The sequence below is a fragment of the Pseudomonas sp. BW7P1 genome (genome assembly GCF_024981055.1).
Taxonomy (GTDB): Bacteria; Pseudomonadota; Gammaproteobacteria; order Pseudomonadales; family Pseudomonadaceae; genus Aquipseudomonas; species Aquipseudomonas bananamidigenes.
Genome location: NZ_CP103374.1, coordinates 4980567 through 5004750 on the forward strand (window position 1 = coordinate 4980567; position 24184 = coordinate 5004750).

26 protein-coding genes are annotated in these 24184 nt (G+C 59.3%); 16 read left to right on the forward strand and 10 right to left on the reverse strand.

Translation table 11 applies throughout. The features are described 5' to 3' along the window. Nucleotides 1–129: 129 nt before the first annotated feature. A complete protein-coding gene (locus NWV16_RS22400) occupies nt 130–888 on the forward strand; it encodes an SDR family oxidoreductase (RefSeq protein WP_260520802.1) in 759 nt (252 codons plus the stop codon). Nucleotides 889–1025: 137 nt separating this feature from the next. Here the strand turns inward: NWV16_RS22400 and apbC are convergent, their stop codons facing one another. Then, nucleotides 1026–2120, reverse strand: coding sequence for an iron-sulfur cluster carrier protein ApbC (gene apbC, locus NWV16_RS22405; protein ID WP_065258614.1), 1095 nt, complete (start codon nt 2118–2120; stop codon nt 1026–1028). Between the two features lie 138 nt (nt 2121–2258). On the opposite strand from apbC, the gene metG reads away from it, so the two are divergent. The 8 genes from metG (at nt 2259) to NWV16_RS22445 (ending at nt 9291) form a co-directional block, all read left to right on the forward strand. Next, entirely contained in the window at nt 2259–4310 is a 2052-nt protein-coding gene (gene metG / locus NWV16_RS22410) for a methionine--tRNA ligase (RefSeq protein ID WP_260520803.1), read from the forward strand. A 131-nt stretch (nt 4311–4441) separates the two neighbouring features. Further along, nucleotides 4442–5011, forward strand: a complete 570-nt coding sequence (locus tag NWV16_RS22415; RefSeq protein ID WP_260520804.1) for an electron transport complex protein RnfA — start codon at nt 4442–4444, stop codon at nt 5009–5011. Continuing rightward, nucleotides 5008–6222 (forward strand): electron transport complex subunit RsxB, encoded by a 1215-nt coding sequence (gene rsxB / locus NWV16_RS22420; protein WP_260520805.1) that lies wholly within the window; start codon nt 5008–5010, stop codon nt 6220–6222. Before NWV16_RS22415 ends, rsxB begins: the two co-directional genes overlap by 4 nt. Continuing rightward, the gene (locus NWV16_RS22425; RefSeq protein ID WP_260520806.1) at nt 6209–7192 is read left to right on the forward strand and encodes an RnfABCDGE type electron transport complex subunit D; all 984 of its coding nucleotides are present in this window, start codon (nt 6209–6211) and stop codon (nt 7190–7192) included. The genes rsxB and NWV16_RS22425 overlap by 14 nt, the downstream gene beginning before the upstream one ends. Further along, nucleotides 7189–7794, forward strand: coding sequence for an RnfABCDGE type electron transport complex subunit G (locus tag NWV16_RS22430; RefSeq protein WP_260520807.1), 606 nt, complete (start codon nt 7189–7191; stop codon nt 7792–7794). The genes NWV16_RS22425 and NWV16_RS22430 overlap by 4 nt, the downstream gene beginning before the upstream one ends. Further along, nucleotides 7791–8369 (forward strand): Rnf-Nqr domain containing protein, encoded by a 579-nt coding sequence (locus NWV16_RS22435; protein WP_260520808.1) that lies wholly within the window; start codon nt 7791–7793, stop codon nt 8367–8369. The genes NWV16_RS22430 and NWV16_RS22435 overlap by 4 nt, the downstream gene beginning before the upstream one ends. Next, complete coding sequence (gene nth / locus NWV16_RS22440) at nt 8366–9004, forward strand: endonuclease III (RefSeq protein ID WP_260520809.1); 639 nt, start codon at nt 8366–8368, stop codon at nt 9002–9004. The genes NWV16_RS22435 and nth overlap by 4 nt, the downstream gene beginning before the upstream one ends. Before the next feature lie 107 nt (nt 9005–9111). After that, nucleotides 9112–9291, forward strand: a complete 180-nt coding sequence (locus NWV16_RS22445) for a PA3496 family putative envelope integrity protein (RefSeq protein WP_260520810.1) — start codon at nt 9112–9114, stop codon at nt 9289–9291. Between the two features lie 89 nt (nt 9292–9380). Here the strand turns inward: NWV16_RS22445 and NWV16_RS22450 are convergent, their stop codons facing one another. Further along, nucleotides 9381–10007 carry a response regulator transcription factor gene (locus tag NWV16_RS22450; RefSeq protein WP_065258623.1) on the reverse strand — a complete coding sequence of 209 codons (627 nt, stop codon included), beginning with the start codon at nt 10005–10007 and terminating at the stop codon, nt 9381–9383. A 388-nt stretch (nt 10008–10395) separates the two neighbouring features. Between NWV16_RS22450 and NWV16_RS27905 the strand changes: the two genes are divergently transcribed. After that, on the forward strand, nt 10396–10719 hold the full coding sequence (locus NWV16_RS27905; RefSeq protein WP_409519309.1) for a hypothetical protein: 324 nt from the start codon (nt 10396–10398) through the stop codon (nt 10717–10719). A gap of 419 nt (nt 10720–11138) precedes the next feature. Here NWV16_RS27905 and NWV16_RS22460 read toward each other — a convergent pair whose 3' ends face one another. Continuing rightward, nucleotides 11139–12356 (reverse strand): argininosuccinate synthase, encoded by a 1218-nt coding sequence (locus NWV16_RS22460; RefSeq protein ID WP_065258625.1) that lies wholly within the window; start codon nt 12354–12356, stop codon nt 11139–11141. A gap of 129 nt (nt 12357–12485) precedes the next feature. Continuing rightward, on the reverse strand, nt 12486–13394 hold the full coding sequence (locus NWV16_RS22465; RefSeq protein ID WP_260520811.1) for a flagellar protein MotY: 909 nt from the start codon (nt 13392–13394) through the stop codon (nt 12486–12488). 159 nt (nt 13395–13553) lie between these two features. Between NWV16_RS22465 and pyrC the strand changes: the two genes are divergently transcribed. Continuing rightward, the gene (gene pyrC / locus NWV16_RS22470) at nt 13554–14600 is read left to right on the forward strand and encodes a dihydroorotase (protein ID WP_260520812.1); all 1047 of its coding nucleotides are present in this window, start codon (nt 13554–13556) and stop codon (nt 14598–14600) included. Continuing rightward, on the forward strand, nt 14597–15271 hold the full coding sequence (gene rnt / locus NWV16_RS22475; protein ID WP_085709496.1) for a ribonuclease T: 675 nt from the start codon (nt 14597–14599) through the stop codon (nt 15269–15271). The genes pyrC and rnt overlap by 4 nt, the downstream gene beginning before the upstream one ends. Before the next feature lie 74 nt (nt 15272–15345). Here rnt and NWV16_RS22480 read toward each other — a convergent pair whose 3' ends face one another. After that, nucleotides 15346–15948, reverse strand: a complete 603-nt coding sequence (locus NWV16_RS22480) for a peroxiredoxin (RefSeq protein ID WP_085580234.1) — start codon at nt 15946–15948, stop codon at nt 15346–15348. A 291-nt stretch (nt 15949–16239) separates the two neighbouring features. Between NWV16_RS22480 and NWV16_RS22485 the strand changes: the two genes are divergently transcribed. Both NWV16_RS22485 and bfr read left to right on the forward strand, forming a co-directional pair. Then, nucleotides 16240–16458: a bacterioferritin-associated ferredoxin gene (locus NWV16_RS22485; RefSeq protein ID WP_003227725.1), complete on the forward strand. Its 219-nt coding sequence runs from the start codon at nt 16240–16242 to the stop codon at nt 16456–16458. A 199-nt stretch (nt 16459–16657) separates the two neighbouring features. Next, the gene (gene bfr, locus NWV16_RS22490) at nt 16658–17134 is read left to right on the forward strand and encodes a bacterioferritin (protein ID WP_065258630.1); all 477 of its coding nucleotides are present in this window, start codon (nt 16658–16660) and stop codon (nt 17132–17134) included. A gap of 106 nt (nt 17135–17240) precedes the next feature. Here the strand turns inward: bfr and grxD are convergent, their stop codons facing one another. The 3 genes from grxD to NWV16_RS22505 form a co-directional block, all read right to left on the reverse strand. Then, nucleotides 17241–17582 (reverse strand): Grx4 family monothiol glutaredoxin, encoded by a 342-nt coding sequence (gene grxD, locus NWV16_RS22495; RefSeq protein WP_065258631.1) that lies wholly within the window; start codon nt 17580–17582, stop codon nt 17241–17243. A 97-nt stretch (nt 17583–17679) separates the two neighbouring features. Then, entirely contained in the window at nt 17680–19785 is a 2106-nt protein-coding gene (locus NWV16_RS22500; protein WP_260520813.1) for a molybdopterin oxidoreductase family protein, read from the reverse strand. 132 nt (nt 19786–19917) lie between these two features. Then, nucleotides 19918–20208, reverse strand: a complete 291-nt coding sequence (locus NWV16_RS22505) for a hypothetical protein (protein WP_065258633.1) — start codon at nt 20206–20208, stop codon at nt 19918–19920. A 392-nt stretch (nt 20209–20600) separates the two neighbouring features. Between NWV16_RS22505 and argF the strand changes: the two genes are divergently transcribed. Next, on the forward strand, nt 20601–21521 hold the full coding sequence (gene argF, locus NWV16_RS22510) for an ornithine carbamoyltransferase (protein WP_065258634.1): 921 nt from the start codon (nt 20601–20603) through the stop codon (nt 21519–21521). Beyond that, complete coding sequence (locus tag NWV16_RS22515; protein WP_260520814.1) at nt 21518–22627, forward strand: ABC transporter ATP-binding protein; 1110 nt, start codon at nt 21518–21520, stop codon at nt 22625–22627. Before argF ends, NWV16_RS22515 begins: the two co-directional genes overlap by 4 nt. A gap of 45 nt (nt 22628–22672) precedes the next feature. Here NWV16_RS22515 and NWV16_RS22520 read toward each other — a convergent pair whose 3' ends face one another. Together NWV16_RS22520 and ybaK are read right to left on the reverse strand one after the other, a co-directional pair. After that, complete coding sequence (locus NWV16_RS22520) at nt 22673–23455, reverse strand: PhzF family phenazine biosynthesis protein (protein WP_260520815.1); 783 nt, start codon at nt 23453–23455, stop codon at nt 22673–22675. 89 nt (nt 23456–23544) lie between these two features. Then, nucleotides 23545–24015, reverse strand: a complete 471-nt coding sequence (gene ybaK, locus NWV16_RS22525) for a Cys-tRNA(Pro) deacylase (protein ID WP_065258637.1) — start codon at nt 24013–24015, stop codon at nt 23545–23547. Nucleotides 24016–24184: the final 169 nt, after the last annotated feature.

A 24184-nucleotide genomic window follows, 5' to 3' on the forward strand; every position in this document is an offset into this window, starting at 1 on the left:
ACGGGCGCTCGGGATCAAGTCCCGTTTACACCATCGGGCAATTCTCATGTGCAACCTGCCCAAAGCCGGTGCAGATCGAGAGCCGCCCTGCAAGCAACACCACTCTGACCTGCTCTCGGGGGCATGCGAATGCAACTCAACGACAAAGTAATCATTATCACCGGCGGTTGCCAAGGCCTGGGCCGCTCGATGGCCGAGTATTTCGCAGGCAAGGGCGCGAAGCTGGCACTGGTCGACCTGAACCAGGAAAAGCTCGATGACGCGGTCGCGGCCTGCAAGGCCAAGGGTGTCGAAGCCCGCAGCTACCTGTGCAACGTTGCCAATGAAGAGCAGGTGACGCACATGGTCGCCCAGGTCGCCGAAGACTTCGGCGCGATCCACGGCCTGATCAACAACGCGGGAATCCTGCGTGACGGTCTGCTGCTCAAGATCAAGGACGGCGAGATGACCAAAATGAGCCTGGCCCAGTGGCAGGCAGTGATCGACGTCAATTTGACCGGCGTGTTCCTCTGCACCCGTGAGGTGGCGGCAAAAATGGTCGAGCTGAAGATCAGCGGCGCGATCATCAACATCTCGTCGATCTCCCGCGCAGGCAACGTCGGCCAGACCAACTACTCCGCCGCCAAGGCCGGTGTCGCTGCGGCGACCGTGACCTGGGCCAAGGAGCTGGCGCGTTACGGCATTCGCGTGGCCGGCATCGCACCGGGCTTCATCGAAACCGAGATGACTCTGGGCATGAAACCCGAAGCGCTGGAGAAAATGACGTCGGGCATTCCGCTCAAGCGCATGGGCAAGCCGGAAGAGATCGCCCATTCGGCGGCATACATTTTCGAGAACGATTACTACACCGGCCGGATCCTGGAGATGGATGGCGGGTTGCGCATCTAGCCGACAACACAAAACCCAACGTGGGAGCGAGCCTGCTCGCGAATGCAGAGTGTCATTCAACCCATCAGTTGTCTGATCCACCGCATTCGCGAGCAAGCCCGCTCCCACAGTTTTGTCCTGCGTCTTACCGATACGTTTTAATCGTCGCTGATGGTGATGTTCGGCATCGCCGGCGACGCCGCTTCCTGCAACACGATGCGCGCGCCGACGTGGCGGGCCAGTTCCTGATAGACCATGGCGATCTGGCTGTCCGGCTCGGCAATCACCGTCGGCTTGCCGCCATCGGCCTGCTCGCGGATCAACATCGACAGCGGCAGCGAAGCCAGCAGTTCGACGCCGTACCGGGTCGCCAGCTTCTCGCCACCGCCCTCACCGAACAGATGCTCGGCATGTCCGCAGTTCGAGCAGATGTGCACGGCCATGTTTTCCACCACGCCCAGCACCGGAATGTTCACCTTGCGGAACATTTCCACACCTTTACGCGCATCGAGCAGCGCCAGATCCTGCGGGGTGGTGACGATCACGGCACCGGCCACCGGGACCTTCTGCGCCAGGGTCAGCTGGATGTCGCCGGTGCCTGGCGGCATGTCGATCACCAGGTAATCCAGATCGCCCCAGGCAGTCTGCGTGACCAGTTGCAACAGTGCACCGGAGACCATCGGCCCACGCCAGACCATCGGCGTGTTGTCGTCGGTCAGGAAGGCCATCGACATCACTTCCACGCCATGGGCCTGCAGCGGCACAAACCACTTCTGATCCTTGACCTGCGGACGGGTGCCTTCGGGAATGCCGAACATGATCCCTTGGCTCGGGCCGTAGATATCGGCGTCGAGAATCCCGACCTTCGCGCCTTCGCGGGCCAGTGCCAGCGCCAGGTTGGCGGCGGTGGTGGATTTGCCCACACCGCCCTTGCCCGACGCCACCGCGACCACGTTCTTGACGTTGGCCAACCCTGGAATCTGCGCCTGGGCCTTGTGCGCGGCGATCACGCTGTTGACCTCGACCCTGGCTGTCACGACACCGTCGAGGTTTTCGATGGCCAGTTGCAGCAGTTGCGCCCAGCCGCTCTTGAACAGACCGGCGGCATAGCCGATTTCCAGCTGCACGCTGACGCGGTCACCGGCGATGTCGATGTTGCGCACGCAACCGGCGCTGACCGGATCCTGGTTCAGGTAAGGGTCGGTGTATTGGCTGAGGACGGCTTCCACCGCTGCGCGAGTGACGGCGCTCATGGGCAACTCCGATAACAAGACTGGAAAAGATGGCGGGTATCCTACGACACAAACCCGATAACGCGCTCACAGGGTGAAAAATATGCTCGGGCGTTTTATAGTGGCCGACCTCCGTTTCATCAAGTAGCGAAGCCCCACATGTCCGAACCACGCAAGATTCTCGTCACCAGCGCCCTGCCCTATGCCAACGGTTCGATCCACCTTGGCCACATGCTGGAGTACATTCAGACCGACATGTGGGTGCGCTTCCAGAAACATCGCGGCAATCAGTGCATTTATGTCTGCGCCGACGACGCCCACGGCTCGGCGATCATGCTGCGCGCGGAAAAGGAAGGCATTACCCCGGAACAACTGATCGCCAACGTCCAGGCCGAACACAGCGCCGACTTTGCCGACTTTCTGGTGGATTTCGACAACTTCCACTCCACTCACGCCGAAGAAAACCGTGAGCTGTCGAGCCAGATCTATCTGAAGCTGCGTGATGCCGGGCACATCGCCCAGCGCTCGATCACCCAGTATTTCGACCCGGAAAAGAAAATGTTCCTGGCCGACCGTTTCATCAAGGGCACCTGCCCTAAATGCGGCACCGAAGACCAGTACGGCGACAACTGCGAAAAATGCGGCGCGACCTATGCCCCGACCGATCTGAAGGATCCGAAGTCGGCCATCTCCGGCGCCACCCCGGTACTGAAGGATTCCCAGCACTTCTTCTTCAAGCTGCCGGACTTCCAGCAGATGCTGCAGACCTGGACCCGCAGCGGAACGCTGCAGGACGCCGTGGCCAACAAGATCGCCGAATGGCTGGATGCCGGCCTGCAACAGTGGGACATCTCCCGCGACGCGCCGTACTTCGGCTTCGAGATTCCGGGCGAGCCGGGCAAGTACTTCTACGTGTGGCTGGACGCACCGATCGGCTACATGGCCAGCTTCAAGAACCTGTGCAACCGCACGCCGGGGCTGGACTTCGACGCATTCTGGGGCAAGGACTCCACCGCCGAGCTGTACCACTTCATCGGCAAGGACATCGTCAACTTCCACGCCCTGTTCTGGCCGGCGATGCTCGAAGGCGCGGGTTTCCGCAAGCCGACCGGGATCAACGTGCACGGCTACCTGACCGTCAACGGTCAGAAGATGTCCAAGTCCCGCGGCACCTTCATCAAGGCCCGCACCTATCTGGATCACCTGTCGCCGGAATACCTGCGCTACTACTACGCGGCCAAACTCGGCCGTGGCGTGGACGACCTCGATCTGAACCTCGAAGACTTCGTGCAGAAGGTCAACTCCGACCTGGTCGGCAAAGTCGTCAACATCGCCAGCCGTTGCGCCGGTTTCATCCAGAAGGGCAACGCCGGCCTGCTGGTGGATACCAACGCTGCACCGGAACTGACCGAAGCCTTCCTGGCTGCCGCGCCGAGCATCGCCGACGCTTATGAAGCCCGCGACTTTGCCCGTGCCATGCGCGAAACCATGGCCCTGGCCGACCGCGCCAACGCCTGGATCGCCGACAAGGCGCCGTGGTCGCTGAACAAGCAGGAAGGCAAGCAGGATGAAGTCCAGGCGGTCTGCGCCACCGCGATCAACCTGTTCCGCCAGCTGGTGATCTTCCTCAAGCCGGTGCTGCCGGTGCTGGCCGCCGATGCCGAGGCGTTCCTCAACGTCGCCCCGCTGATCTGGAACGACCACACCACCCTGCTGGCCAACCACCAGCTGAACGAATTCAAACCGTTGATGACCCGCATCGACCCGGTAAAAGTGCAAGCCATGACCGACGCCTCGAAAGAAGACCTGACCGCCAGCCAGACCGACACCGGCGCCGCCGCGCCTGCCGGCAATGGCGAACTGGCCAGGGACCCGCTGTCGCCGGAAATCGACTTCGACACCTTTGCCGCCGTCGATCTGCGCGTGGCGCTGATCGTCAAGGCCGAACACGTGGAGGGCGCGGACAAGCTGCTGCGTCTGACCCTGGATATCGGTGACGAGCGACGCAACGTGTTCTCCGGGATCAAGAGCGCTTACCCCGATCCGTCGAAGCTCGACGGTCGCCTGACCATGATGATCGCCAACCTCAAGCCACGGAAAATGAAGTTCGGCATCTCTGAAGGCATGGTGATGGCAGCCGGCCCAGGCGGTGAAGAAATCTACCTGCTGAGCCCGGACAGCGGCGCCAAGCCAGGTCAGCGCATCAAGTAAGGTTCTGCACTGATCGATCCCACCGGCGTACCCCGTGCGCCTGTGGGATTTTTCATATCTGGCCCGCCCGTCATGGCGGCCGGATTATGCCTAATCTTAAGTGACACCCGCCCGCTCTCACCGACAGAACCATGACCGAACTCGTGCTTACGCTCTTCAGTGCTGCGCTGATCAACAACTTAGTGTTGCACTCGCCGCTGGGTGTCGATCCGCTGTTGGCTGGCGAGCCTCGTCAGGTGCATGCGCTGGGGCTGGCAACGTCGTGCCTGATGTTGATTGTCGGTCTGACGGGCTACGCGGTCCGGCATTGGCTGTTGGTGCCGTTGCAACTGGAATTCCTGCGTCTGTTCGTATTCCTGCCGCTGAGCGTCCTGCTGATCGCGCCGTTGCTGAAGTTGCTGGCGCATTGGCGACCCGATATGCCGTTCGACGGGTTGTGGCCGCTGCTGCTGGGCAATGCCGGCGTGCTGGGGCTGACGCTGATCAACGCGCAGACGGATAAAGGCCTGCTTCATGCAACGGCGCTGAGCCTCGGCGCCGGCCTGGGTTTCTGGTTGGTGTTGAGCCTGTTCAGCGATTTGCGTGAACGCACGGCCGACAACGATATTCCCCTGCCCTTTCGTGGCCTGCCGATCCAGTTGATCGGCGCCGGACTGATGGCTGTGGCTTTTCTCGGATTCAGTGGACTGATCAAAACATGAGTCTGATTCAACGCATCGACGCCTTGCTTCCGCAGACCCAATGCGGCAAGTGCGGCCATCCCGGATGCAAACCCTACGCTGAAGGCATCGCCGGTGGCGAGCCGATCAACAAGTGCCCCCCTGGTGGCGATGAAACCATCGAAGCTCTGGCACAGCTGCTGAAAATCCCGGTACTGGAGCTGGACGTCAGTCGTGGTCCGGCGCCGCCGCAAGTGGCGTTTATCCGCGAGGCCGAATGCATCGGCTGCACCAAATGCATCCAGGCCTGCCCGATCGATGCCATCGTCGGCGCGGCGAAACTGATGCACACGGTGATCATCGACGAGTGCACCGGTTGCGACCTGTGCGTGGCACCTTGCCCGGTCGATTGCATCGAGATGCACCCGCTGCCGCTCGGAACGATGCCAGTGGTGGGCGGCCTGGCCAACAGCCCCGAAGAACGACAGGCGCGCACCCAAAAGCGTGATCATGCCCGGCAACGTTTCGAACGGCGTAACGCCCGGCTGCAAAGGGAAGAACAACAGAAGCAGGCCGAACGTGAGGCCCGGGCGCAGCGAACGGCACAGGTTGAAGTTGCGTCCACCACGCTCGATCCGGTGCAGGCCGCGCTGGAACGAGTGCGGGCGCAGAAAGCCGCGACCGCCGACGCCGCGCTGAAAAAGGCCAGGATCGACGTGGCGATGAGCCGCGCCCAGTTGCACAAATCGTTGAAGGCCTTCGGCCATCCGCCGACTTTCGAACAGCAGTCGCAATTGATCGTGTTGCAGCAACAATTCGAAGCCGCCGAACAGGCCCTGGCGAAACTGGAAAGCAGCGCCGCACCTGCGCCGGTCGTGACAGCCCCAGCGAAAGACGCCGACCTGAAACGAGCAAAAATCCAGTTGGCGATGCGCCGTGCCGAGCTGAAAAAGGCGCAGACCGCGGAGGCTCCGCCGGAGCAGATTGCTGCGCTCGAACAAGCGCTGCGTGAAGCCGAACAAGCGTTGCACGACGCCGAAGCCGCGAGCGATCAACCGCTGCCCGATCTTGTGCGGGTCGAGAAACGTCCGATCGACAATCAGCTTCGTCAGCTGAAAACCGAACTGGCCTATGCTCGCGCCGACCTGAACAAATTGCAGCGACGCGATGACACCCCGGCCGAAGTCCTCGATAAAGCCCGCACCCGTCTGCAAGAGGCGGAGCGGCAGGTGCAAGCTCATGTCATCCATTGAAACCAGAGACGAACGCCTGCAACAGGCAATGAAGCTGGTTCTGCTGGCGACATTGCCGGGGTTGTTGGCGTTGTTCTGGTTTTACGGCTGGGGCGTATTGATCAACCTGATCCTGTCCGTCGCCACAGCCTTGAGCGTCGAAGCCGCCGTGACCTGTCTGCGCCTACAGCCACTGCAAAGCACTTTGACCGATGGCAGCGCGGTGGTCAGCGCCACGCTGCTGGCCATCGCCCTGCCGCCTTACTGCCCGTGGTGGCTGACGGTCACGGCGATTGCCTCAGGCTTGCTGTTGGGCAAACAGTTGTACGGCGGCGTGGGCCGAAATCCTTTCAATCCCGCCATGCTCGGTTTTGCTCTGGTCATCGTGATGTTTCCGCAGCCGATGACTCATTGGCCGTCCCATGGCATGGATCTGACGGCAGCTTTCGGCCGGGTGTTCAACTTGGGCGAGGCGCCGGACGCCTGGGTTCAGGCTACTGCACTGGACAGTCTGCGCATCAATAAAAGCCTGACCATCGATGAATTGTTTGCCAGCAACCCGGCGTTCGGCCGTTTCGGCGGCCATGGTGCGGAATGGGTGAATCTGGCATTTCTCGCCGGCGGGCTGTTCCTGCTGCAGCGTCGGGTGTTCGGCTGGCAGGCGCCGGTCGGTATGCTCGCCAGCCTGTTCATTATCAGCCTGCTGTGCTGGAACGGATCGGGGTCGGACTCCCATGGATCGCCGCTGTTTCATCTGCTGAGCGGGGCGACCATGCTGGGAGCATTCTTCATCGTCACGGAGCCGGTGTCGGGGGCCAAAGGCCCACTTGCCCGCTGGCTGTTCGGTGTGGGAGTCGGCCTGCTGACTTATCTGATTCGTACCTGGGGCGGTTATCCGGACGGCGTGGCATTCGCAGTGCTACTGATGAACCTGTGCGTGCCGGCGCTGGAGCGCTTTGCCACTGCCCGTCAGACGCAGGTGACGCCATGAACCGCACTGGCAGCCTGACTACTCTGGCGCTGCTGGCAATGACAGGTGTCGGCGTGACCTGTGTTGTGCAATACAGCAATGCGCCGCACATCGCCGCCGAACAGCGCCAGCTCGAAGATCGCAAACTGCTGGACGTACTTTCGGTCGATGCGTACGACAACCAGCCTCTGGAACAACCTCTGACGCTGACCGACACGGACCTGAGCCACAGTCTGCTGCTGGGCGGTTATCGAGCGACCCGCGCCGGGCAGCCTGTGGCAGTGCTGTTGCGCAGCCAGACCGAGGGCTACGCGGGCCGCATCGAGTTGCTGATTGCCGTCGATGCCGATGGCCGACTGCTCGGGGTGAAAACCCTTGAGCAAACCGAAACACCCGCGCTTGGCGGGCATGTCGGCGATTGGCCGAATGCATGGCTTCAGACGTTTATGGGCAAATCGAGCAAGCAGCCGACGGATGCCGGATGGGCCTTGAAAAAGGATCAGGGGCAATTCGACCAGATCGCGGGCGCAACCGTTACCTCCCGCGCGACCATCAACGCCATCCACGATGCCTTGCGTTATTTCGACGAGCACCGGACGAGCCTGCTGGGGAGCGCGCCATGAACACGTCAGCGACACTGTCGAACTCGATGATGCTGGTGCTGTTGATCGGTGCTACCGACTCCGTGGCCGGCTCCCTGGGGACTTTGTTGCTGTTCACCGTCGCAGTGAGCGCGTACGGCTTGTGTATGACAGCACTGCGTTCGCGCTTGAGCGGCGAGAGCCTGTTGCCCGTCAGCCTGGTGCTGGCTGCGACGCTGGCCAGCTGCGCCGAGATTCTCCTGCAAAGCGCCTCTTTGCAGTGGCATCAATCGATCAGCCTTTACTCGGGGTTGATCGGCCTGCAATGCGTTGTACTGGAACACAATGGATTTTTTCGCCTGCCGATCAGTGAAAGACTGAGACTGTGCGGGCTGTTTGCCGCGCTGATGACAGTGCTGGGCGTGTTGCGCGAACTGATCGGTCAGGGCAGCATCGGCCATCACCTTTCTGAGCGCTGGCAAGGTTTGATCCTGTTTGCCGACGGCCTGCATTTCGCGACGCTGGCACCTGGCGCCTTTATTCTGCTGGGGTTATTGCTCGCGGCCCGCCAGGCCTGGACCCGCCCCGCTTCACCCGAGGAAAAGCATCACCCATGAATGCCGCCAAACGTCTGGAGATCTTCCGCAGGTTTCACGAGGACAATCCCGAACCCAAGACCGAACTGGCTTATTCTTCGCCCTTCGAACTGTTGATCGCAGTGATCCTGTCCGCACAGTCCACTGACGTCGGGGTAAACAAGGCCACCGCGAAGCTGTTTCCGGTCGCCAATACGCCAGCGGCCATTCATGCCCTGGGCGTGGAAGGCCTGTCCGAGTACATCAAGACGATCGGCCTCTATAACAGCAAGGCCAAAAACGTGATCGAGACCTGCCGCCTGCTGATGGAACTGCATGACAGTCAGGTCCCGCAGACACGCGAAGCGCTCGAAGCCCTGCCCGGCGTTGGCCGCAAAACCGCCAACGTCGTGCTTAACACTGCTTTTCGTCAACTGACAATGGCGGTGGACACTCACATTTTCCGGGTCAGCAACCGTACCGGTATTGCCCCTGGCAAAAATGTGGTCGAGGTCGAGAAGAAGCTGATGAAGTTTGTGCCAAAAGACTACCTGCTGGACTCTCACCACTGGCTGATTCTGCACGGGCGCTATGTTTGCCTGGCACGCAAGCCGCGTTGTGGCAGTTGCCGGATCGAGGATTTGTGCGAGTACAAACACAAAACCTCTGACGATTGATTGGCTATTGGTTTTCTCGATTCGTCGATTGAAAAAATCTTTTTTACCCGTAGCAGGAATATCGATATAAGGAGCGCCAAAGGCAGTCTCAGCCTGGAGCTAACCTTATGACTGACAGCAAAGAACAACTGGACGTAGATGACGATTTCGCCGCTGCCGATACCGACGACGCCGAGCCCGTAGTCGAAGTCGCCAAGACCAACCTCAGCAAGCGCCGGACCATCGATAACCTGCTCGAAGAGCGTCGACTGCAGAAGCAATTGCTGGATTACGATTTTGATCTGTGACTTTTGAAAGCCTCCCGCAACGGAGGCTTTTTACTTTCCGACGCAAGTCGATACCGATCCGTCCAGGATTCGTCGGCGGCTGTAAACCATCAGACCAGCCCGTTACGCTGCGCCAGCTCGATCAGATCCACCAGTGAGCGCGCATTGAGTTTCAACAGCAAACGAGTCTTGTAGGTACTGACTGTCTTGTTGCTGAGAAACATGCCATCGGCGATTTCCTTGTTGGTTCTACCCCGCGCCAGTTGCTGCAACACCATCATTTCTCGCCCGGACAGACGATCAACCATGTCCGCTTCACTGGCATTTCCCAGACTGGTACGCACGGTATGCAAGGCCTGATTCGGAAAATAGCTGTATCCGGACAAAACAGCTTTTATGGCGCTGAGCAGCTCAGTCAGATCCTGTTGCTTGCATACATAGCCTGCCGCCCCTGACTGCATGCAACGCATGGAAAAATGACCGGGTGCCTGGGATGTCAGTACCAGCACTTTCATGGGCAGTGCACTTGTCGTCAGGCGCGCAATGACTTCCAGTCCATCAAGCTTGGGTATGCCGATATCCAGAATGACAATATCGGGCATCTGGTCGCGGGCCAGTTGCAGTGCATCTACTCCGTTGTCCGTTTCTGCAATGACTTCGTAGCCATGACGCTCCATCAGCATGCGCACAGCAAGGCGAATGACGGGATGATCATCCACGATCAGCACTTTATTCATGGGCAAGTCCAGTTTCGCTGTTCGATTTTTTAGAACCGGCACAATAACGTAGTCATTTCACCCTTGGCATAGTGAAGTTCAGTTTTGCTGGCAGCGAAAGACGACTCTTACAGGTAATAGAGATTTATCCTACAGAAATTACCCATGAGCAAAGAGACGACACTTCAGCCCAAGCGAATCATTCAACACCAAAACACCCTGCAGCAAAAAACCAAACAGTGACGCCTGCGAAAAAATGTTCCACATGAAAAAGAAAGGAAACAACCTACCGATATCAATCCGATTACTTTTGATGTAAATACCAAATAACAAGAATTGAAATCATTCCCTCCCCAAATTGAATCCAACAACAACTTCACGAGAAAGACCATAAACATGAGTAACAAACATGTCAAAGATCAACAAAAAACCCGCCAACCCGATCAATATAATTGCCGTATTCGCTTTCATCTCCGAAACCTCTGCAGCGGTATCCCTGCCATTTCTTGACAATGACGAGCGGGAAATTTACATCTGGTTCCTGATCTGCTTCCCGTTCTATTTGTTATTTCTTTTCTTCATGACCTTGAACTTCAACTACCGATCCCTTTATGCGCCCTCCGACTTCAATAACGAAAAAAACTTCCTGAAGGCATTTGAAGCAACATCGCCTTCATCCAGAGAGTCATCGAACCCGGAAACACTCAAGGTACATCTTGTAACCCCCCCCTAAACCGTTGAGCACACTATGCATCATTGATGTTCGAGGAGTGAATGTCGATTCAACAGCAGATCTGCTGCACAAACAAATCCGGAAGCCCGCCAGGCACTCGCCTGGAATAATCCTCGTATTAACCGATGACACTCCAGGCCCCTCACCTGAAGAAGCCATACTGAAATCGCTTAAACAGGATAAAAAACCTGCGGGAACTGCCTACTGGATTGTTTACGACACTCACTCACTGCGCATTACTGCATCGGGAAAAATCTGAATTGATCAATAGATACACGCAGTACTTTGGTACAAGATGCGAAACACAATGAATGGAAGCAGGAACGCTGACCGACATCGATCAGGTAGACAGAAGGATTTACAGCATGGTGGCCCTGTCACAACGACAAGGCCGCCATTTCATATCAGCCCCAAGGACCTCAGAACAGCTTGCGCCCCTTGTTGGCGGCAATGCGCATGCGCAGCGCGTTGAGCTTGATGAAGCCCGCCGCGTCGGCCTGGTTATAGGCGCCGCCGTCTTCTTCGAACGTCGCAATGTTGGCATCGAACAGCGAATCGTCCGACTTGCGGCCGGTCACGATCACATTGCCCTTGTAGAGTTTCAGGCGTACGACGCCGTTCACATTGACCTGAGAAGCATCGATCATCTGTTGCAACATCAGGCGCTCCGGGCTCCACCAGTAGCCGGTGTAGATCAGGCTGGCGTACTTCGCCATCAGTTCGTCCTTGAGATGCGCGACTTCCCGGTCCAGGGTGATCGATTCGATGGCGCGGTGAGCCCGCAGCATGATGGTGCCACCCGGAGTTTCGTAGCAGCCACGGGATTTCATGCCGACATAGCGGTTTTCAACGATGTCGAGACGACCGATGCCATGGGCACCGCCGATCCTGTTCAGCGTTGCAAGCACAGTGGCCGGAGACATTTCGACGCCGTCCAGCGCAACGATGTCGCCGTTGCGGTAGGTCAGTTCCAGGTATTGCGGCTTGTCAGGTGCGTTTTCCGGAGAGACGGTCCAGCGCCACATGTCTTCTTCGTGCTCGGTCCAGGTATCCTCGAGCACGCCGCCTTCATAGGAAATGTGCAGCAGGTTGGCATCCATCGAGTACGGGGACTTCTTCTTGCCGTGACGCTCGATCGGGATCGCGTGCTTCTCGGCGTAGTCCATCAGCTTCTCGCGGGACAACAGGTCCCACTCGCGCCAGGGGGCGATCACTTTCACGCCAGGCTTGAGTGCGTAGGCACCCAGTTCGAAACGCACCTGGTCGTTGCCCTTGCCGGTCGCGCCGTGGGAAATGGCATCAGCGCCGGTTTCGTTGGCGATTTCGATCAGACGCTTGGCGATCAGAGGACGTGCAATGGAAGTACCCAGCAGGTACTCACCTTCGTAAACGGTGTTGGCGCGGAACATCGGGAACACGAAGTCACGCACGAATTCTTCGCGCAGGTCGTCGATGTAGATTTCTGTGACGCCCATGGCCTGCGCCTTGGCGCGAGCCGGTTCGACTTCTTCGCCCTGACCCAGGTCAGCGGTGAAGGTCACGACTTCACAGTTATAAGTATCCTGCAGCCACTTCAGGATCACCGAAGTGTCCAGGCCGCCCGAATACGCCAGAACGACCTTGTTTACGTCCGCCATGCCATCACTCCACGGGGTTCTACGGAAAGCCGGGGAGTCTACCGCTCAAACGCAATAATTTACAGAGGCGCGACAGCTTGAGACGACAAAGCGACACATTCCGTCATGCAGACGGGAGTGACCATCCAGTCATGATGTTGCCGCCGCATTGGCCGGTGCACTGGCTTGCGGTGCAGGAGCAGTCACCGGTGCCACACGGGCCAGCTTGACGGTGACCCGACGGTTCTTCGCCCGGTTGGCGGCATTGGTGTTTGGCACCAGCGGGTATTGCTCGCCGTGGAAACGCACAGTGATCTGCGATTCGGCGATGCCGTTGGCCTTGAAGAAATCAACCACCGCCAGCGCCCGGCGGCGCGACAACTCGCGATTGGTCAGGCGATTGCCACTGTTGTCGGAATAGCCATCGAGCTCGATGTGGTTGACCGTGGGGTCGGCCTTCATGAACTCGAGCATGACTTGCAATTTGGCTTTCGCGGCGGCGTCCAGATCGGTGCCTTCGCCCGGAAAGCCAACCTGCGAGTTTTTGACTTGATCGAAATTCTGCGGGAGCAATTTCGCCACACAGGTCTGATAGTCGTTGAACGCCTTGCTGAACTTGACCGGCAGCAGACGCACTTCGGACACTCGTCCATCGCCAGAGGCACGCCGCACCACCGGGCTGCGACCTTCCAGCAAACCGCTGATCAACCCGCCGGCCTGCGACTGCGAACTGTTGAACAACACGTTGCCGGTGCCGATTCTGACGCTGCCCAGATTGATGTCATTGCGTCCCGGCTGCCAGGGTGCTGCCGCGGCAAGCAACGTCGCAGAACCACCGCCGAGCATCGCGTTGTAGGCATTCAGACGAAAGATCGCCTGCTCGCCCGCCTTGCGCACGAACTGGCCCGAACCGAAGTCGGTGATCGGCTGCGTCAGGCGGCATTCGAACTTGTCGCCTTCCACCGTCCACTCAATGTTCTCCAGACGGGTCTGGTAGGTCAGTGCCATCGCGGGGAGACTGGCAAACACACTGAGCAAGGCTAAATAACGCTGGCGCACGGGAGGCTCCATTGGCTTCTACAACAAAAAGACCGATACATACATGTTTACGGCATACCTACAGGATATCGGACACGCGTCGCAAAACTTGATAGCGAGTGCCTGCAAGAGTCTTTTCCGGTAGCATTCGCCTCAGTTTGACCCGCCTGGAATCCCCTCATGTCCGACCGCCTGACCCTGCTGCGTCCCGACGACTGGCACATTCATCTTCGCGATGGTGCCGTGCTGACCAACACCGTTGCAGATGTTGCGCGCACCTTTGGTCGCGCCATCATCATGCCCAACCTGGTACCTCCGGTGCGCAACGCCGCTGAAGCCGACGGCTATCGCCAGCGGATTCTCGCTGCCCGACCGGCCGGCAGTCGTTTCGAGCCGTTGATGGTGCTCTACCTCACCGACCGCACCCGGCCCGAAGAAATCCGTGAAGCCAGGGCCAGCGGCTTCGTGCACGCCGCCAAGCTGTACCCGGCCGGCGCGACCACCAACTCCGATTCCGGGGTCACCAGCATCGACAAGATCTTCCCGGTACTGGAAGCCATGGCCGAAGTCGGCATGCCGCTGCTGATCCACGGCGAGGTCACCCGTGGCGACGTCGACGTGTTCGACCGCGAGAAAATCTTCATCGATGAACACATGCGCCGTGTGGTCGAGCGCTTCCCTGCACTCAAGGTCGTGTTCGAACACATCACCACCGGCGATGCCGTGCAGTTCGTCAACGAGGCCTCGGCTAACGTCGGCGCGACCATCACCGCGCATCACCTGCTGTACAACCGCAACCACATGCTGGTGGGCGGGATCCGGCCGCACTTCTACTGCCTGCCTATCCTCAAGCGTAATACCCATCAGGAAGCGCTGCTCGATGCAGCCACCAGCGGCAGCGCGAAGTTCTTTCTCGGCACCGACTCGGCCCCCCATGCCCAGCACGCCAAGGAAGCCGCCTGCGGCTGCGCCGGCTGCTATACCGCGTATGCCGCCATCGAGCTGTACGCCGAAGCCTTCGAACAGCGCAATGCGCTGGACAAGCTGGAAGGGTTCGCCAGCCTCAACGGCCCTCGTTTCTACGGCCTGCCGGCCAATGCCGATCACATTACTCTGGTTCGTGAAGAATGGACCGCCCCGACCAGCCTGCCATTCGGTGAGCTGAACGTCATCCCGCTGCGCGCCGGTGAAAAACTGCGCTGGCGCCTGCTGGAGGAACACGCGTGAGTGAAGACCATTTCGACGACGAACTGGACGGTCAAGGTGGCGGTGGTTCCCGCCATCCGATGGCAGCACGCTTTCGCGGCTACCTGCCGGTTGTCGTCGACGTAGAGACCGGTGGTTTCAACTCGGCCACCGACGCATTGCTGGAGATTGCCGCGACCACCATCGCCATGGATGAAAAGGGATTCGTCTACCCGGATCACACTTATTTCTTCCGTGTCGAGCCGTTCGAAGGCGCCAATATCGAAGCGGCTGCCCTGGAGTTCACAGGGATCAAGCTCGATCACCCGTTGCGCATGGCGGTCAGCGAAGAAACGGCCCTGACCGACATCTTCCGTGGCGTGCGCAAGGCTTTGAAGGCCAACGGCTGCAAGCGAGCGATTCTGGTCGGCCACAACAGCAGCTTCGATCTTGGCTTCCTCAACGCCGCCGTCGCGCGGCTGGACATGAAGCGCAATCCTTTCCATCCGTTCTCCAGTTTCGACACCGCGACTCTCGCGGGTCTGGCCTACGGTCAGACCGTGCTGGCGAAAGCCTGCCAGGCAGCGGACATCGATTTCGACGGCCGTGAAGCGCACTCCGCGCGTTACGACACCGAGAAGACGGCCGAGCTGTTCTGCGGCATCGTCAACCGCTGGAAACAAATGGGCGGCTGGGAAGACTTCGACGACTGATCCTCGTCAGGTTAAATCCCACGCATGAAAAAACCGGCTCAAGAGCCGGTTTTTTTGTACCTCGACGAAGCGCCTTACAGGGCAGCAGCGTTCTCGGTCAGGTAAGCCGCAACACCTTCCGGCGAAGCGTTCATGCCCTTGTCGCCTTTTTTCCAGTTGGCAGGGCAGACTTCGCCGTGCTCTTCGTGAAATTGCAGCGCGTCGACCAGACGGATCAGCTCTTCCATGTTGCGGCCCAGCGGCAGGTCGTTGACGATCTGCGAGCGGACAACGCCCTTGTCGTCGATCAGGAACGCGCCACGGAACGCCACGCCGCCTTCCGACTCAACGTCGTAGGCCTTGGCGATTTCGTGCTTCATGTCGGCAGCCATGGTGTATTTCACCTGACCGATGCCACCATTGTTGACCGGGGTGTTGCGCCAGGCGTTGTGGGTGAAGTGCGAGTCGATCGAAACGGCGACCACTTCGACGTTGCGTGCCTTGAAGTCGGCCATGCGGTTGTCCAGAGCGATCAGCTCGGACGGGCAGACGAAGGTGAAGTCCAGCGGGTAGAAGAACACCAGGCCGTATTTGCCTTTGATGGCCGAGGACAGGGTGAAGCTGTCAACGATCTCGCCATTGCCGAGTACGGCCGGGACGGTGAAGTCAGGGGCTTGTTTGCCTACGAGTACGCTCATTGATATCTCCTGGTGTAGAAACTTGAAGTTCGGGGTTCGCATCAGCCTGTCACCCTCAGGCGACAGCCCTGTGACACAAACCCTCTTCGCAAGGGCCGACCATCATACACTGCGTGTTTGGACTGTCCTCAAAGGTTTTTCGCGAATTCCTGGCCGGCACTCAGCCATGGACCACCGTTCGTCAGTCACAGCCGTTGGCGATGAAAACCGTTGGGAAAGCACTTTGACAATCATTCTCGTTAACATTAAGATCCATCGCAATTGAGCCACAACCAGCGACGGTTCTCACTTATGTATGTTTGCCTCTGCACTGGCGTCACCGACGGACAGATCCGCGAAGCGATCTATGAAGGTTGCTGCAGCTATAAAGAAGTCCGTCAGGCCACCGGCGTAGCCAGCCAATGCGGCAAATGTGCCTGCCTCGCGAAGGAAGTGGTGCGCGAAACCCTCACCAAGCTGCAAACCGCCCAGGCCGCGATCCCCTACCCGGTGGAATTTACCGCCGCGTAATTGCCTAGAATTCGAAGAACCGGACGATTGTCCGGTTTTTTTATGCCTGAAAATCAATTGCTTAGGGATTAGACGCGGAACACAAACATTCTTATTCCGATTAATTTTCATATATTATTCAATAACTTAGGTTTGACACTTATAAGTGCCAGGCTCAAACTCCGCCTTATATACCGCAACTTAGGGCAGGACTCCCATCATGAAAGGCGACGTTACAGTCATCCAGCATCTCAACAAGATCCTTGCCAATGAGCTGGTCGCGATCAATCAGTACTTCCTGCATGCGCGCATGTACGAAGATTGGGGCCTGAACAAGCTGGGCAAGCACGAATATCACGAATCCATCGACGAGATGAAACACGCGGACAAGCTGATCAAGCGCATCCTGTTCCTCGAAGGCCTGCCGAACGTGCAGGACCTGGGCAAGCTGCATATCGGCGAGCACACCCGGGAAATGCTGGAGTGCGACCTGCGTATCGAGCGCACTGGTCATGCAGACCTGAAGGCCGCCATCGCTCACTGCGAATCCGTTGGCGACTTCGGCAGCCGCGAACTGCTTGAAGACATTCTCGAATCCGAAGAAGAACACATCGACTGGCTGGAAACCCAACTGGGCCTGATCGATAAAGTCGGTCTTGAGAACTATCTGCAATCGCAGATGGGCGACGACGAGTAATCAGCGAGCGCTGAACCCGAGACATTAAAAAGCCCCGCACTCTTTCGAGAGGCGGGGCTTTTTATTGCCCGGACTTCAGACTCGCCGAAATCCGGGCTGAAACCAATCAAGCTTCGGACTTGGCCGCAGCCGCCTTGGCGGAAGCATCCTTGATCAGGGTCTGCAGCTCACCGTTGGCGAACATTTCAGCCATGATGTCACTGCCGCCGACCAGTTCACCGGCTACCCACAGTTGCGGGAAAGTCGGCCAGTTGGCGTACTTCGGCAGGTTGGCACGGATTTCCGGGTTCTGCAGGATGTCGACGTAGGCGAACTTCTCGCCACAGCCCATTACAGCCTGCGCAGCTTTCGCGGAGAAGCCACACTGCGGGGCATTCGGCGAGCCTTTCATGTAAAGCAGAATGGTGTTGTTGGCAATCTGCTCTTTAATCGTTTCGATGATATCCATGGAGCACCTCGGCTGAACTTTCCGACTCGTGGGTCGGCACGGTGGCGCATTGTAACGGAATCCCGAGCGCCCTGCTCGGTCTCCCCGACAGAGTTGCTCAAGCCGCCACCACGGTCACCGGCACACCGTTGAGCGCCGCGTTGCCCGAAAGCTCGTCGAGCCGGCATTCATCGGTCAGGTCGTTGGCGCTGGAACCTGGCTGTCCGCTGGCAATCGCCATCTGCACACCCGGCCGCGCATGACCCCAGCCGTGGGGCAGACTGACCACCCCCGGCATCATGTCCGCACTGCCAAGTACTTCGACCTCGACCTGGCCGACCCGTGAACTGACCCGCACCAGCTGTCCGTCACTGAGCCCGCGACTGGCAAGATCCTCAGGATTCATCAACAACTGATGACGCGGCTTGCCCTTCACCAGTCGATGATAGTTGTGCATCCACGAGTTATTGCTGCGCACGTGACGTCGACCGATCATCAGCAGTTCACCGGCAGCCGGCGCCTGCAGGGCGGAGAAACGCGCCAGATCGGCGAGAATTTCCGGCGGCGCTGCCTGGACTCTTTGGTTGGCGGTCTTCAATCGCGGTGTCAGGTTGGGCTTCAGCGCCCCCAGATCAACGCCGTGCGGATGATCGAACAGTGTCGCCAGGGACAACTTGTACTCGGATGCGTCGCCATACCGTCCCATGCGCAGGCCCATGTCGATCATATTCGCCGGCGGCATCGTCGGCTTCAGTTCCTTGTCGGTCTTCGCCGCAAAGGCCTTGGCCAGGCCGACGAAGATCTCCCAGTCATGCAGAGCGCCTTCGGGTTTGGCAAGGATTGCCCGGTTGAATCGGGTGACGTTGCGCACGGCGAACAGGTTGAACGTGGTGTCGTAGTGATCGTTCTCCAGCGCCGAGGTGGACGGCAGAATCAGGTCGGCATAACGGGTGGTTTCGTTGATGTACAGGTCAACGCTGACCATGAACTCCAACCCGTCCAGTGCCTGTTCCAGTTGCCGGCCATTGGGCGTGGACAGCACCGGGTTGCCGGCCACGGTGATCAACGCGCGGATCTGCCCTTCGCCTTCGGTGAGCATCTCTTCGGCCAGCGCCGAGACCGGCAATTCACCACCGTACTCCGGGCGCCCCGAAACACGACTTTGCCATTTGTTGAAATGCCCACCCGAGGTGGATGCGACCAGATCCACCGCCGGCTCGGTGCAAAGAGCACCGCCAACGCGGTCGAGATTGCCGGTCACCAGGTTGATCAATTGCACCACCCAATGGCACAACGTGCCGAAGGCCTGGGTGGAAACGCCCATTCGCCCGTAGCAGACCGCGCTTGGCGCAGCGGCAAAATCCCTGGCGAGTTGGCGGATCCGTTCGGCCGGTACGGCACACAACGGGCTCATCGCTTCAGCGGTGAACCCCGCCACCGCTGCGCGCACGTCGTCCAGGCCGTCCACCGGCAAATGGCTGTCGCGGGTCAGGCCCTCGCCGAACAAGGTATTGAGCACACCAAACAACAAGGCCGCATCGCCGCCGGGACGCACGAACAGATGCTGATCGGCCATCGCAGCCGTCTCGCTGCGTCGCGGATCGACCACCACCACTTTGCCGCCTCGGGCCTGAATCGCCTTCAGGCGCTTTTCCACGTCCGGTACGGTCATGATGCTGCCGTTGGACGCCAGCGGGTTGCCGCCCAGGATCAGCATGAAATCGGTGTGATCGATGTCCGGGATCGGCAGCAGCAAACCGTGGCCATACATCAGGTAACTGGTCAGGTGATGCGGCAGTTGGTCGACGGAAGTTGCCGAGTAACGATTGCGGGTTTTCAGCAGGCCCAGAAAGTAATTGCTGTGGGTCATCAGCCCGTAGTTGTGCACGCTCGGATTGCCCTGATACACCGCGACCGCGTTCTGCCCATGACGCGCCTGAATCGCCGAGAGCTTTTCAGCCACCAGCTCAAAAGCCTCTTCCCACCCGATCGGCGACCATTCACTGCCGACCCGGCGCATGGGCTGGCGCAGGCGATCCGGATCATTCTGGATGTCTTGCAGCGCCACCGCCTTGGGGCAGATGTGCCCGCGGCTGAACGTATCCAGTGCATCGCCCTTGATCGAGGTAATCTGCACATGGCCGTCGGTTTCGGTGGTTTCGATGCTCAGGCCGCAGATGGCTTCGCACAGGTGGCAGGCACGGTGGTGGAGAGTCTTGGTCATGGCCAGTCTCTGTCTTGTTCTGGGCAGGCCGTAACGCCTGCGGGAACAAAACTATGGCCCGTGGCCGGGGGCCGCGCCAGCGACGTTCGTCTTGTGAATCGACGGCCATCAGGCAAGCCGATACCGGCGCAATCAATTGGAGGGCAACTGGGGCGGCGCTGCCAGCTGGATTTCCTGAATGGTTTCGATCTGCTCGTGGGCAACGTGCACCCCGGTGAGTTCGCCGATCAGACGCCAGTGCTCGTCGAGCCCGGTGCTGATGGTCGCCATGCGATCGATCATGTGGCGCCCGGCGGTCTTGACCACTTCGTCTTCACTGCGCAGCAGTTCGAAGGACAAGGAGGTGACCGATGCGGTCAGATGAGTCAGTGAGCGAGCCGTGTGGCCCAGCAATTCCATCAACAGTTTTTCTTTCGATTCCATGCGGAGGCTTCCTGCGTCGCTCGTGAGTTATTTATAACCCAGCACTTTGCTTTAGCAAATGTTTCAGGTCTGACATCCGACCAGCGAATCCATGGCCGACCGGTCGCAAACCGACCAGGCCTGCTCCATCCCCGCCCTGCCTGATTGCCAAGCCCGGCGGCGCCAGTGTACAAAGGTCCGGAATCCGCCTCCAAACCGACACTTCAAGCGACCTCGTCACCGCTGCTTAATCCGCAAGAATCGCAGCCTATTGGAAAAACGCGACATTTAGTGTCAATATCGCGCCTCCCCCTATTTCGTCGCCCCGTGCGGCTTACGCCGCAGGTCTCGCCCGTTGTTCCGAAAAACAAGGCTTTGAGCATCTGCGGTTTGTAACAAAAAGGTAGTCAATGATGAGCGCAAGGCACTTTCTCTCCCTGATGGATTGCACGCCCGAAGAGCTGGTCAGCGTGATCCGTCGAGGCGTTGAGCTCAAGGACCTGCGTAACCGCGGCGTACTGTTCGAGCCTCTGAAAAACCGCGTCCTGGGGATGATCTTCGAGAAATCCTCGACCCGTACCCGGATCTCCTTCGAGGCCGGCATGATCCAGCTCGGTGGCCAGGCGATCTTTCTTTCGCCGCGCGACACTCAACTGGGCCGTGGCGAGCCCATCGGCGACTGCGCCATCGTCATGTCGAGCATGCTCGATGCGGTGATGATCCGTACCTTTGCCCACAGCACCTTGACCGAATTTGCCGCCAACTCCCGCGTGCCGGTGATCAACGGCCTGTCCGATGACTTGCACCCGTGCCAGTTGCTGGCCGACATGCAGACCTTCCTTGAACACCGTGGCTCGATCCAGGGCAAGACCGTGGCCTGGATCGGCGACGGCAACAACATGTGCAACAGCTATATAGAAGCGGCGATCCAGTTCGACTTCCAGTTGCGCGTGGCTTGCCCGGAAGGCTACGAGCCGAACCCCGAGTTCGTGGCAAAGGCCGGCGACCGGGTGACCATCGTCCGCGATCCGAAAGACGCTGTGCGCGGCGCGCATCTGGTGAGCACCGACGTCTGGACCTCCATGGGCCAGGAAGAAGAAACCGCCAAGCGTCTCCAGCTGTTCGCGCCTTTCCAGGTCAATCGCGCCCTGCTCGACCTGGCCGCCGAAGACGTGCTATTCATGCACTGCCTGCCCGCCCACCGCGGTGAGGAAATCAGCCTCGACCTGCTCGATGATCCGCGGTCCGTCGCCTGGGATCAGGCAGAAAACCGTCTCCACGCACAGAAGGCCCTGCTCGAGTTCCTCGTCGAACCGGCATATCACCACGCATGAGTCATGAATTACTGCTGAACCTGCGCAACCTCGCTTGCGGCTATCAAGATCAACGTGTGGTGCAGAACCTCAATCTGCACCTCAACGCCGGTGACATCGGTTGCCTGCTCGGCTCGTCCGGTTGCGGCAAGACCACCACCCTGCGCGCCATCGCCGGTTTCGAACCGGTGCACGAAGGGGAAATCCAGCTTGGCGGTGAAATCATCTCCAGCGCCGGCTTCACCCTCGCCCCGGAAAAACGCCGGATCGGCATGGTGTTCCAGGATTACGCGCTGTTCCCGCACCTGAGTGTCGCGGACAACATCGCCTTCGGCATTCGCAAGCATCCGAACAGGGAGCGTGTCGTCGAAGAAATGCTCGAGCTGGTCAACCTGAAGAACCTCGGCAAGCGCTTCCCGCACGAACTGTCCGGTGGCCAGCAGCAACGTGTCGCCCTCGCCCGCGCTTTGGCGCCGGAGCCGCAATTGCTGCTGCTCGACGAGCCGTTTTCCAACCTCGATGGAGAACTGCGGCGCAAGCTCAGCCATGAAGTACGTGACATCCTCAAGGCCCGAGGCACCAGTGCGATTCTGGTGACTCACGATCAGGAAGAAGCCTTCGCCGTCAGCGATCACGTCGGGGTGTTCAAGGAAGGCCGGCTGGAACAGTGGGACACGCCGTACAACCTTTACCACGAACCGGCAACACCGTTTGTGGCCAGTTTTATCGGTCAGGGTTACTTCATTCGCGGTCAGCTCGGCAGCCCGGAATCGGTGCACACCGAACTCGGCGAACTGCGCGGCAACCGCGCCTACACCTGGCCGACCGGCGGCGCGGTGGATGTGCTGCTGCGTCCGGATGACATTGTCTATGCGCCGGACAGTGCGCTGAAAGCGCGGATCGTCGGCAAGACCTTCCTCGGTGCCTCGACGCTGTACCGCCTGCAACTGCCAACCGGCGCGCAACTGGAATCGATCTTCCCGAGCCATGCTGACCATCAGGTCGGCGTGGATGTCGGGATTCGTGTGGCAGCGGAACATCTGGTGCTGTTCCAGGCGTCCGGCAGCACGGCCGCACACATTCCGGCCGTGGAGAACGGTGTTCGCCGCTACAGCACCGCACTCTGATCCACATAAAGAAGAGGGAGCCTGATGGCTCCCTTTCTTTTTGCCTCAACCCAACATCAAGGTGCCGCTCGCAACGAGCGTCGCATTGCCGCCGATCTTCACCCGCTCGCCCTCCAGCCGACAGAACAACTCCCCGCCCCGCGCCGAACGCTGACACGCGGTCAGGCTGGTTTTACCCAGACGTTTTGACCAATACGGAATCAGACTGCAATGGGTCGAGCCGGTCACCGGGTCTTCATTGATCCCGATGGCCGGTGCAAAGTAGCGCGAGACGAAATCATGCTGATTGCCCCGGGCCGTGACGATGGCGCCCAGCCAGGGCAGTTTGGCCAGAGCAACCATGTCCGGCGCGCAATCGAGCACCGCCTGCTCCGAATCCAGTACCACGAACAGCTCGTTGGAACTCAGTACATCCACCGCCTGAACATTCAGCGCCCGCTCGATCTCCACAGTGACGCCTTTCTCGACCGCCTCGATGGCCGGAAAATCCAGCCACAACCGGCCGCCTTCGCGGCTGACACTCAACGGCCCGGACTTGCAGGTGAAATCCAGACGCTCGGCCGTTTCCTTGTAGATCTCGTACAACACATAAGCACTGGCCAGTGTGGCGTGACCGCACAACGGCACCTCGGTGGTGGGCGTGAACCAGCGGATATGCCAGGCCTGGCCTTCGCGCACCAGAAACGCGGTTTCCGCCAGGTTGTGCTCGGCGGCGATCTTCTGCATCAAGTCGTCCGCGAGCCAGGCGTCGAGGCGATAAACCATCGCCGGGTTGCCACTGAAGGGCCGATCACTGAATGCGTCGACCTGATGAAACTCGAGCTGCATAACCTTCTCCCTGTGTCAGTCGATTGAGCATGCAGCGCAGGAAAAATCAGCGCCAGTGACAGAACCGGACAATTTTCTTCATACAGAGATCAGGCACGACCAATATCGGCGAACTTCGCCTGAGTGTGCTCGGCCAGGACGGCGGGCGCCAGTTCGACTTCCAGCCCACGTCGCCCGGCACTGACATAAATGGTCGTAAAACCCTCGGCGGAATGATCGATGAAGGTCCGCAGACGTTTTTTCTGCCCCAACGGACTGATGCCGCCCAGCAGATAACCCGTGGAGCGTTGCGCGGCGGCCGGGTCGGCCATTTCTACTTTTTTCACTCCTGCGGCGTGGGCGAGCCCTTTGAGGTCGAGGCTTCCGACGACCGGCACCACCGCCACCAGCAATTCACCTTTTTCACTGGCCGCCAGCAGCGTCTTGAACACCTGCGCCGGCTCCAGCCCCAGTTTTTCCGCGGCCTCAAGTCCGTAGGACGCGGCCTTGGGGTCATGTTCGTAACTGTGCACGCGATGTTCGGCACGAACTTTTTTCAACAAGTCCAACGCAGGGGTCATGGCAGCTCCAGGCTCGGCAGTGGCAAAAGATCCTGCGCCGGATTCTAGGCCATCGCCACATAAAAGGCTCTACTGCGCGCCACGTTTCCCGTGGCTTGCAGGCCGACAAGAGGATCGTCGGTGAGGTGACCAGAAGGATCATTCACATGACTGATAGTTTATTTGTGAC